Here is a 10,940-nt window from a genome sequence, read left to right as displayed (position 1 = left end):
CATCACGAGCGCGTCAATCACGGCGAGACCTTCTCCAACGGCCGCAGCCACATCAACGGCATCGAGAACTTCTGGGGCTACGCCAAGCGGCGGCTGAAGGTCTATCACGGCGGCTTCAAACGCAACTTCGACCTGTTCATCAGGGAGATGGAGTTCCGCTTCAACCACCGCGGCGACCAAAACGTGCTAAAGTACCTCCAGGATACGCTCCTCGATTGGTCCAGTTAGATAATATGATGCCTTAAATAATAAAAAGGCTTTTTTAAGCCTTTTTTCTTAATGCACTTTTTCAGAATCACCGTAAGTTCTGCCGGCGGCGCAGGAACCACTCGCCCACGATGACCACGATCAGCGCCCCCAGAAGCCAGGGATTGGCCCGGAGCGGCTCCCGCCCGTAAACCTCCGGGACCGCGCCGGGACCGAGCGGCAGCTCGTCCTCGGGACCGAAGAGCAATCGCCCTCCGCCGAGCGACGCCAGGAGGGCCAGGGTAGATGCGTCCGGGGCAAGTTTTTCGAACTCGGAAAAATCTGGCTCGACCACCAGCGGCTCCTCGGCCGTCTGTCCGCCCAGCTCGACCCGCACGACTATTGCACCCGCCTCCCGGGTGGTGAACGACCCCCGCCAGCGCCCCTCCCCCGCTTCGCTCAGCTCCACCGCGAGCCCGTCCTCGACCCCGACGCCGTGAACCGTACACACCGGTTCCCCGCCCGCCACGCCGGTGATTTCGACGCCCGCGGTCTGCCCCGTCACGGCCCGCCGCCGGTCCAACGTCAAGAGGAGCCGGTCGTCGGAGACAGGCGAGGAGAGGTAGGCGAAGAGGTCCGACACTAAAACGTCGTAGGGCGTTTCGCCTTCCCCACCCGTGTCCAGCGCCCATCGCCACCACCCGCGCCCCCACATCACGACCCGGGGCGCGCCGGACGCGGCGAGCGTCGCGCCGGGAATCCGCCGCCCGGCGGGATTTTCAAAAACCAAGGAAGACCCGTCCGCGTCCCTCAACCCCTCCGGGTAGGTGACCAGAGCGGGCAAATCGGCCCCGATCAGCCCGCCGAAGGGTCCGCCTTTCGCCTGGACGACCCGGGCCTGACCGACGACGAGCCGCACGTCGCCCGCGTCGCGCGGGACGGGGAAGAGGTCGCGGAGAGCGCTGTCTGAAGTGATGAGCAACCCCGGCCTTCCCAGGAGCAGCCCCACCCCCCGACCCTCGGTGATGCGCCGGGAAATTCCCGAAAGAAGCTCCCCCTGGGGGAGAAGGTCCACCAGGAAGAGGGCGTCGGGCGCGACCGGCTCCGGCTTCCGGGCTTTTCCGTCGGCGTCGTAGAAGGCGCCGTCGGCCCGTCGGTAGAGGAGGCCCGCCTCGACGCCGGGCAGCCGCTCCAGGGATCGTTGGAGAAAGGAGGACTCCGGGCCCGGCTCGCCGGCCAGCACCAGGGCCGTCATCTCCCCCTGTCGGACGTCAACCAACAGCCGCCGGACGTTGTTCAAAGGCGTGGCCTCGGACTTAAGTGTCGGCGTTTCGAACTCGACGAGCCACCAACCCGCGGTGGGGGGAGTGAAGCGGAATCTGGCGACGGCCGCGCCCTCGGACAGGTTCACCACGGTCGGGTCGAGCTCGACCTCGCGCCGGCCGCCGAAAACCTCCCGGGCCGAGGCCCGCACAGTCGCCTCGGTCGGCCCGTCCCCGACGAGGCTCACGTCCACCTGGAACATGGCGCTCTTGCCCGCCAGGGCCAACCGGGGTCCACGCGGGGCATCCAGAGCGACGTCGAATATTGACGCGCCCCCGGCAGTCACGGCGTGAACCGTGAATGGGGTGTCGAGACCCGTGACGGGAACCCGCCCTCCACCGTCCCCCACCACGACGACCGCCGCCAGGTCGGGTCGCCGGGAAGCGAGTTTTTCCACGGCCTCCAGCGGGTCGGCGGCGGAAAGTTCCCCTAGCCGGTACAGCGACCAATCGAAGTCGGTATGGGCCGCCCGGAGGGCCTCCGCCAGCTCCTCGGCGTAACGGGCGCGGGTGCGCCCCTCGGCATCGGCCAGGGACATGCTGGCGCTGTCGTCAATGACCAGGGCGGCGGCGGGCGCTTCCCCCGGACGTTGAACCTGGCAGGCCAGGTCGGCGAACAGGAGGGCCGCGAGGGTGATGGCGATTCCCCGGAGCAGGACGAAAAGGATCCTCCAACCGGGCCTCAGGTCCGGTCGGCGGTAGAGAAGGGCGACCAGCGCCGTGACCCCCACGGCCGCGAGCAGGGCCCAGGGCCACCACTCGGACAGGCTCATCCATCCTCCCGTGTAACACGCAAGGATACCACCGCCGCCGGGGTCGGGGCAATCGGCGGCTTGTCACCCGTTCCCGCCTCTGCTAAGCTTTTTGCGCCTTTTTCCCGGAGGACCCGTGCCCCCTCTCGACCGCCTGCTGCGATACCTCAGGGACCACCAGCCGTTTTCCACCCTGTGTGAGCGTCTGTCCGGGGAGACGACCCCGGGGCTGGACCTCGCCGGGCTGCCCGCCGGGGCCAAGGTGTTCCTGACGGCGGGGCTCTCCGACGCCCTCCCTGACCGGCCCATCCTCCTGTTGACCACCGACGAGGAACGCGCCGAGGCGCTGGCGGCAAGCCTGGGCTCCTTCGTCGAAAAAACCCTCCACCTGCCGGACTGGGAGCTCCTCCCCTACGAGCTACACTCGCCGGAGCGCCGAACCGCCGCGGACCGGCTGGAAACGCTCCACCGGCTCGGCGCGGGTTTTGCGGGCGTCCTCGTCGCCACCCCGGCGGCGCTCGCGCGAAAAATATTACCCAAAGACGCCCTCCTCGCGCACGTCTTCGAAATCAGGCCCGGAGCGGAGTTGCCGCCCGAGGAGCTGGCCCGGCGGCTGGGCGTCCTGGGATACAGGCGGGTCCCGCTGGTCGAGACGCCCGGCGAGTACGCCCGCCGCGGGGGCCTGTTCGACCTCTACCCCCCCGGCGCGGAGGGGCCGGTCCGCCTCGAGTATTTCGGGAACATCGTCGAGGGCCTGCGCCGTTTCGACCCCGAAACCCAGAGGACCGCGGGCGGCGTGAAATCGGTGACGGTCCTCCCGCTCCGCGAGGCGGTGGTGGAAGCCGCGACCGTGGGGCGGTTGTTCGGCGGGTTGGAGCGGGGTGAGACCCGCGCCAGGCTGGAGAGCCTCTTCGCCCGCGAGCCCTACTTCGACGGCGTCGAGTATCTTTTGGGAAATTTTTACCCGGAGCTCGAGGGGCCCCTGGACTACCTGCAGGCGCGTCCGCTGGTGGTCTTCGACGATTTCATGCTGTTCGACGGCGCCCGGCGGGATTTCGCAAAACTCGCCCGGAGCGAGTACGAAAAAACACTCGCCGACCCTCCCCTCTTGACCCCCGACGGCCTCACGTCGCCGACGGCGCCCCACGCCCTGGACGGCTTCGGGGAGCGGAGCCAGAAGTACACATCTTCCATACCCATGCCAGCCGTCGAGCCGGCGCGGCTCTTCGACGACCTCGAACGGCTGACCCGGTCCGAGCGCATCACGCCGCCCCTGGACGCCCTCCCGACCCAGCGGTACCACGGGCGCCTGGAAACTCTCTTCAGTGACCTGCGGGACTGGGAGGCCCGGGGCTGGCAGACCGTGCTCACCTGCGAGACCCGGGGAAAGACGGAACGGCTGGAGGAAATACTGGCGGGGGAGAAGCTGTCGCCGCCCGTGGTTCAGTGCCCCCTGACCGGCGGGGCGGTGATGCCCGGGCTCGGCCTGGTCCTGGTGACCGACGACGAGCTCTTCGGCCGGGTGGCGCCGCTCACGTCGCGCGGAAGGCCCAGGGTCACCGACCTCGACACCTACCGATCCCTGGAGCTCGCCGAGGGGGACTACGTCATCCACACCGACCACGGCGTCGGCCGTTTCCTCGGCCTGGAGAAGCTCGAGCACGGGGGCGAGGAGGCCGATTTTGCGAAAATCGGCTTCCAGGGGGACGCCAAACTGTACGTCCCCATCTGGAACCTCGGCTGCCTGGAGCGCTACGACGCGGCCGAGGGGCAGAGAGTGGCGGTGGACAGACTGGGCGGCACCCGCTGGCAGAACACCAAGCGGCGGGTCAAGCGGGCGGTGGCCAGCCTGGCCGCCGAGCTCATCGCCGTGCACGCCCAGCGGGACGCCCTGCCGGGCCACGCCTTCGCCCCCGACGCCGTCTGGCAGACCGAGCTCGAGGAGAGCTTCCCCTTCACCGACACCGAGGACCAGCGTCGGGCCACCCTCGAGGTCAAGGGGGACATGGAGCGCGGGCGGCCCATGGACCGCCTCCTCTGCGGCGACGTGGGATTCGGCAAGACGGAGGTGGCGGTCCGGGCGGCGTTCAAGGCGGTGATGAACTCGCGCCAGGTGGCCGTCCTCGTCCCGACCACCATCCTGGCCGAGCAGCACCTGGAGACCTTCCGCTCGCGCCTGTCCCCCTTCCCGGTCCGCGTCGAGATGCTCTCCCGCTTCATCCCCCCCGCGCGGCAGCGGGAGATTGCCGCCGAAGCCCGCCGGGGCGAGGTGGATATTTTAATCGGCACCCATCGCCTCCTCTCCGGGGACGTGCGCTTCCGGGAGCTGGGGCTGATCATCGTGGACGAGGAGCAGCGGTTCGGCGTTGGGCAGAAGGAACTGTTGAAGCAGCGGTACAGCCAGGTGGACGTGCTGACCCTGACCGCGACCCCCATCCCGCGGACGCTGCACCTGGCGATGATGGGAGCCCGGGACGTCTCCAACATCCAGACCCCGCCGGTGGGGCGTTACCCGATAAAGACCTACATCGGCGAGGCGTCGGACGCGCTCATCCGCGAGGCGGTGGGTCGCGAACTGGAGCGTGGCGGGCAGGTCTTCTTCGTCCACAACCGCGTCCAGTCCATAGACTCCGTCGCGGCCTACCTCCAGGAGCGGATGACCGACGTGCGCTTCGGCGTCGCCCACGGGCAGCTCCCACCCCGCCGGCTGGAATCGGTGATGCACGACTTCATCGCCCACGACTACGACGTGCTGGTCACCACCACCATCGTCGAGAACGGCACCGACATCCCCAACTGCAACACCATCATCGTCAACCGGGCGGACCGGTTCGGGCTGGCGCAGCTCTACCAGCTCCGGGGTCGGGTGGGTCGGGGAAAGCACCGGGCCTACGCCTACCTCTTCACCCCCCCGCGGCGGGTGATAGGCGAGTTGGCCTACCGGCGGCTGGCGGCGGTGGCCGAGTTCAACGAGCTGGGCTCGGGCTACCGGCTGGCGCTCAAGGACCTCGAGCTGCGCGGGGCGGGGGACGTGCTGGGACCGCAGCAGTCGGGCTTCATCGAGCAGGTCGGTTTCGACCTCTACGTGCGGCTCCTGCGGGAGGCCGTGGCCGAGCTCCGGGGGGAGGCGGTGGAGGTCCGCGAGCCGCAGACCCAGGTCACCGGCGATTTCTCCGCCTACCTCCCCGACTCCTACGTGGGGAGCCCCGAGCTGAAGCTCCGGCTCTACCGCCGATTGGCCGAGTGCCGGACCCTGGACCGGGCGGGGGAGCTCAAGGAGGAGTTCACCGACCGCTTCGGCCCCCTCCCCGAGGAGGTGGAGAACCTCTTCGCCGCCCTGGAGGTCAAGCTCCTGGGCGACGCGGCCGGGGTGAAGGAGGTGCGGACGAGCGGGAGGAGAATCAGCCTCGCCTTCAACGATTTTTCCCGGGCGGGCCGGGTGGACCTGACCGGCTGCGCGGCGGTGAGCGATTTACGTCCGCGGATCGGCGCCCACGGTCAGGGGCTTCTGGAGGCCTGGGCGGTGGACGACCCGCTCCGGGCGGCCGCGGAGCTCATCGCGTATCTGTACGAATCACTCGCCGGAGGCTGAGCTTTCCGGCCGACCTCGCGGGCACTTGACCGGGGGTGGGGCGACTGATACCGTTACCGGTGACCGAAAGGAACCGAGATGGGCTTCGTGGACTGGCGCAGCGGGGTCTGGTTCCTCGCCCTCGGGCTCCTGGGCCTGCTTTTGCCTATATTCAACGGTTTCGAGCCGCCCGTGGGCGGGTGGGTCACGCCCGTTTGGTCGTTCCTCGTTCTCGTAATTATCGGAGCCGCCCTCACCGGAATAGGGGTCTACAACAAGCTGAAAAGCCGCAAATAGAAACGGAGAGAACATGGCCCGACCGCGCGGAAAAGGCATCCTCCTGACCATCGGCATCACCATATTCCTCCTCGGCCTCGCCGGGACGCTCATGAGCTTCTTCGACTACAACCTGGTGATAGCCGGGGCCGAGCTCGAGGCGCCCGTGTCGTACATCCTGCTGGGCGTCGGCGCCCTGATACTCATCATCTACTTCGTCGTGGTGCTCATCAAGGCCCGGAGCAGCGGGTAGTGCTCTACGTGGGCGTTCTGGAGGCGGAGCTTTTCATCCCCGAGGCCCGCAGCAAGAAGGAGCGGCGCCGGGTGGTGAGCTCCATCAAGGAGCGGGCCCGGAGCCGCTACAAGGTTTCCGCGGCCGAGGTGGGGGACGCGGACCGCCTCCAGGCCGCCACCCTCGCCTTCACCACCGTCGCGGGAAGCTGCACCACCGTCGAGGAGACCCTGGACACCCTCGAGCGGCTCGTTTACTCAGGCGAGGCGGAGGTTACGTGGATCCGACGGGCGGTCCGTTCCGCCGAGGAGCTGTGGGAATGACGGGGGACCGCCGTCATCGCCAACCTTGCCCCTCACCCCGGCCCTCACCCCAAAGGGGGGAGGGGAATGACGGCAGCCCTCATTCCAAAAATGCTCCTACGTAGGGGCGACCGTCCACGGTCGCCCGCGGGCCGACCTTCAGGTCAGCCCTTTTTTTCTAAGGAAGCCCTCACCCCTAACCCCTCTCCCACAGGGAGAGGGAGAACGACATCCACACCAATCTATTTTACCAACATTGACCCTCACCCCAGCCCGTAGGCGAGCCTCTCCCTAAAAGGGAGAGGGAGAAAACGTAGGGCGGGGGCTCTGTACCCCGCCCGATTTTTAAACCTCGTCCCTCACCCCAGACGCTCCCCACCGACAGGCCCGTTCATATTCAACAGCCTCCTAAATAACAGGTGTGTCGGGGGCGCTTGACCGGCGCCCCCTTTTACGTTAAGATGGGCTAGAGGTCAAGTACCCCGGGACGTTCACCCAACCACATCGGGTATCATGTCCCAAATCAGCTCTCTCACGAGCGGACCCTGGTTCAGCGGCATCCCCCCCGGTCGCTGAGGCCCACCCCTTTCTGATTGTGGTGTGACCTAGAGACCGTCGGTCAGCGCCGTCGGCCGCCATCCTTACCTGTTCTCCCGAGGAGATTTCGTGAAGCTCTTCCTGTCGGGCAACGAGGCCATCGCCCGGGGGGCGTACGAGTACGGCGTCCACATCGCCGCCGCCTATCCCGGCACCCCCTCGACCGAGATTCTGGAGAACGTGGGCCGGTACGAGGAAATCTACGCCCAGTGGTCCACCAACGAGAAGACCTCCCTGGAGGTGGCCATCGGCGCGAGCTTCGGCGGAGCGAGAGCCCTGGTGGCGATGAAGCACGTGGGGCTAAACGTGGCCGCCGACCCCCTGTTCTCCCTGGCCTACATCGGCCCCGACGGCGGCCTGGTCGTCGTCACCGCCGACGACCCGGGGATGCACTCCAGTCAGAACGAGCAGGACAACCGCCACTACGCCCGTCACGCGAAGATTCCCATGCTCGAGCCCTCGGACTCCCAGGAGGCCAAGGACATGGTGGGCACCGCCCTCGAGCTGGGCGAAAAGTACCAGGTCCCCTTTCTCGTCCGCATGACCACCCGCGTCTGCCACTCCAAGTCGGTGGTGGATTGCGGGGAGCGGACGGCGCGGGAGATACCGCCGTACACCAAGGACGACGCGCGGCGGGTGATTCTGCCGGCGCGGGCCCGGGTTCGCCGCGCCAGGCTCGAGGAGGCGCTGGGCCGACTGGAGGAGGAGGCGGTCGGCTCCCCGTGGAACTTCGTGGTAAAGGGCGAGGGGAAGATTGCTGTCGTGGCTTCCGGAATCGGCTACCAGTACGCCCGCGAGGTCCTGCCCGGGGCCGATTTCCTCAAGCTCGGTTTCGCCTACCCCCTGCCGAAAAAGCTCATCCGCGATTTTTCGAAAAACTACGACCGGCTCTACGTGGTCGAGGAGAACGACCCGATCCTGGAGGACGAGATCCGCAACCTGGAGCTGGGCATTCCGGTCATCGGGAAGGCGATAATCCCCGGAATAGACGAGCTGAGCCAGGAGCGGGTGGCCGAGGGGTTCAAAAAGGCCGGAATCGCCGTGGCCCGGGAGTACACGAGCCCGGTGGACGTGGGCCAGTTGCCGCCGCGGCCGCCGGTCCTCTGCCCGGGGTGCCCCCACCGCGGCGTGTACGCCATGCTGCGCACGCTCAAGCTGACCGCCACCGGGGACATCGGCTGCTACACCCTGGGCGCCCTGCCGCCGCACAACGCCATGGACACCTGCGTGTGCATGGGCGCCGCGGTCACCGTGGCCTTCGGCCTGGAGCTGGCCCAGGGCAGGGAGTTCTCCAAAAAAATGGTCGCCACCATCGGCGAGTCCACCTTCCTCCACTCGGGAATAACAGGGCTCATAGACCTCGTTTACAACAAGGGCATCACCACGGTCTGCATCCTGGACAACCGCATCACCGCCATGACCGGCCACCAGCAGAACCCGGCGACGGGGTTTACGCTACGGATGGAGCCCACATGGGAGGCAGACTTCGGCGAGTTGGTCCGGGCCTGCGGGGTCAAGTGGGTGCGTACGGTGAACCCCCTGGACCTGGAGGCGGTGAAGACGGCCCTGAAGGAGGCCGTCGCCGTGGAAGAGCCCGCCGTGATAATCTTCAAGAGCCCCTGCGCGCTCCTTCCCGAGGCCAAGAAGCTCGAGCGCGTGGAGTACTTCGTCAACGAGGACAACTGCACCAAGTGCCGCTCCTGCATCCGCCTGGGCTGTCCCGGCATCGCCCCCATGGGCACCGACGGAAAATCCCGCTTCGATGACTCCCTCTGCGTGGGCTGCGGCCTGTGCGAGCAGGTCTGCAAGTTCAACGCCGTCACCCGCGTGAGCGACGACCCGGGGCGTAAGGGCTCCTGGTGCGCCGACAAGATTTAGGCCGGCTCCGCCGAAAGGAAGTGTTCCATGACGATGACGAACGTTTTGATCTGCGGCGTGGGGGGGCAGGGGGTGCTCTTGGCGAGCGAGGTGCTCTCCGAGGCCGCACTCGCGGCCGGTTACGACGTGAAGAAGTCCGAGGTCCACGGCATGAGCCAGCGCGGCGGCTCCGTGGTCTCCGACGTCCGTTTCGGCGAAGAGGTCAAGAGCCCCCTGATCTGCCGCGGGGAGGCCGACGTGCTCATGGGCTTCGAGCGGCTCGAGGCGGTGCGCTGGCTGGACCACCTCAAACCGGGCGCCGGCGTCGCCGTGGTCAACGACCTGGAAATCTGGCCCATGACGGTCAGCTCCGGGGCCTTCGAGTACCCCGCCGACATAGACGAACGGCTCGAACGGGCCACGAAGCGGTACTGGCTCTTCAACGCCACGAAAATCGCCCAGGAGGTGGGCGAGCCGCGGGCGGCCAACATCGTGCTCCTCGGCGCCCTCTCCCCCGCCCTGCCCCTGGAGGAAAAGTACTGGCGGGACGCGATAAAAAGCCAGGTCAAGGACAAGTACGTCGAGGTGAACCTGCGGGCCTTCGCGGCCGGAAGGGCCGTCTGCACGGGTTGAGGAAAGAGTTGCCGCCGGAGCGCGTGACATGACCGTCGCCGGAATAATCCTGGCCGGAACCCTGATCCTCCTCTGGCTGGCCGACGCCCTAACCGGCCACCCCTGGCGCTTTCTCGGTGACCTTCTCGGCTGGGGGATCGCCTTTTTCATCCCCTTCGGGCTGGGGTGGTTCGTCCGCTCCGTGCTGTTGACGATGGGCCTGCCAGAGGTCCCGTGGATCGAGTACCTCCTCGGCGTCGCCGTGGCGGCGGCGGTCCTCCAGTTCGCCCTGGACCGCCTCCTGGAGAGGCCCCCGCGAGACGAATTCACCGTACACGCCACCCAGTTCCCGACCTACATCGCCCTGGCCACCGGCGTCGGCCTGGCGATATCGTCCCTCGTGTTCTTCATCCTCTCCGGGGTCGCAACCCTCTTCGTTACCTCGGTTTTCGCCTACTACCTGACCCACCCGGCCAAGTGCGACCGGAGATGAGCCTACCGGCGAAGGCATGACTTGACGTAACCGACGTTTGACGCTATTCTATAGGGTGGTTGAGAGAACGTCCCCCAAAACGCATCAGAAACCTCTTATATGGCAAAACCGGCAAATTCTACCTCCATCGTGCAACCCACCCGACCCTGCCGCGGCGCTAGGTCGGGTGAACTTATAAAGGAGAACCCTTGCAACTGGAACAGCTGATCCCCGCAGGGGCGATAAATCTCGATCTGGCGTCCACGAAGAGCCACGAGGCTCTGCACGAGATGGCCCACTTGCTGGTGGGGCAACCCGGGCTGCCCTCCAATGCCGAGGTCATATCGGCCATCTTCAACCGCGAGATGGAGTACGAGGCGGCGGTGGGCTCCGGCGCCGCCATACCTCACATCATGATGGCCGGCCCCGAGAGGCCGATCCTCGCCGTGGGCCGGAGCAAGGGCGGGATAAAATTCGGCAAGAACGGGAAGGAAAAGGTCAAACTGCTGTTCCTTCTGATAAGTCCGGCGGAGGACCCCCACATGCACCTCCACACCATTTCGCGCATCGCCAAGCTCCTCCACCGGCCCGAGATCCGCGAGTCGCTCTTGAAGGCGGGCGGCGAGCGCGAGCTGAGGACGATTCTCAAGCACCACGACGAAAATAACCGCTGACACTTTTTCTGCGTGCCAAAGGCCCCCCGGGGGGCCTTTTCATCAAAGGCAGCCCTCACCCGTACCCCGTCGGCGCGCCGCTCCCAC

At 67.0% G+C, this 10,940-nt stretch carries 10 protein-coding genes; 9 read left to right on the top strand and 1 reads right to left on the bottom strand.

Going from position 1 to position 10,940, the window contains the following annotated elements; all coding sequences use genetic code 11:
* On the top strand, positions 1-228 hold a 228-nt coding region (locus VM054_06920; GenBank protein HUT98790.1), incomplete at its 5' end, for a transposase.
* 67 nt (positions 229-295) lie between these two features.
* Here the strand turns inward: VM054_06920 and VM054_06915 are convergent.
* Complete coding sequence (locus tag VM054_06915; GenBank protein HUT98789.1) at positions 296-2,281, bottom strand: hypothetical protein; 1,986 nt, start codon at positions 2,279-2,281, stop codon at positions 296-298.
* Between the two features lie 115 nt (positions 2,282-2,396).
* Between VM054_06915 and mfd the strand changes: the two genes are divergently transcribed.
* From mfd to VM054_06875, 8 genes are all read left to right on the top strand, one after another.
* Entirely contained in the window at positions 2,397-5,852 is a 3,456-nt protein-coding gene (gene mfd, locus VM054_06910; GenBank protein HUT98788.1) for a transcription-repair coupling factor, read from the top strand.
* 78 nt (positions 5,853-5,930) lie between these two features.
* On the top strand, positions 5,931-6,128 hold the full coding sequence (locus VM054_06905; GenBank protein HUT98787.1) for a hypothetical protein: 198 nt from the start codon (positions 5,931-5,933) through the stop codon (positions 6,126-6,128).
* Positions 6,129-6,141: 13 nt separating this feature from the next.
* A complete protein-coding gene (locus VM054_06900) occupies positions 6,142-6,360 on the top strand; it encodes a hypothetical protein (GenBank protein HUT98786.1) in 219 nt (72 codons plus the stop codon).
* Positions 6,360-6,662: a DUF503 domain-containing protein gene (locus VM054_06895; GenBank protein HUT98785.1), complete on the top strand. Its 303-nt coding sequence runs from the start codon at positions 6,360-6,362 to the stop codon at positions 6,660-6,662. The genes VM054_06900 and VM054_06895 overlap by 1 nt, the downstream gene beginning before the upstream one ends.
* Before the next feature lie 645 nt (positions 6,663-7,307).
* A complete protein-coding gene (iorA, locus tag VM054_06890) occupies positions 7,308-9,116 on the top strand; it encodes an indolepyruvate ferredoxin oxidoreductase subunit alpha (GenBank protein HUT98784.1) in 1,809 nt (602 codons plus the stop codon).
* A gap of 33 nt (positions 9,117-9,149) precedes the next feature.
* A complete protein-coding gene (locus tag VM054_06885) occupies positions 9,150-9,728 on the top strand; it encodes an indolepyruvate oxidoreductase subunit beta (protein ID HUT98783.1) in 579 nt (192 codons plus the stop codon).
* A 28-nt stretch (positions 9,729-9,756) separates the two neighbouring features.
* A complete protein-coding gene (locus VM054_06880) occupies positions 9,757-10,200 on the top strand; it encodes a hypothetical protein (protein ID HUT98782.1) in 444 nt (147 codons plus the stop codon).
* 188 nt (positions 10,201-10,388) lie between these two features.
* Positions 10,389-10,853, top strand: coding sequence for a PTS sugar transporter subunit IIA (locus VM054_06875; protein HUT98781.1), 465 nt, complete (start codon positions 10,389-10,391; stop codon positions 10,851-10,853).
* Positions 10,854-10,940: the final 87 nt, after the last annotated feature.

Source organism: bacterium, from assembly GCA_035528375.1.
Classification (GTDB): Bacteria; RBG-13-66-14; RBG-13-66-14; order RBG-13-66-14; family RBG-13-66-14; genus RBG-13-66-14.
Note: the sequence above shows the minus strand (reverse complement) of the source record. Positions and strands in the feature narration are given on the sequence as shown.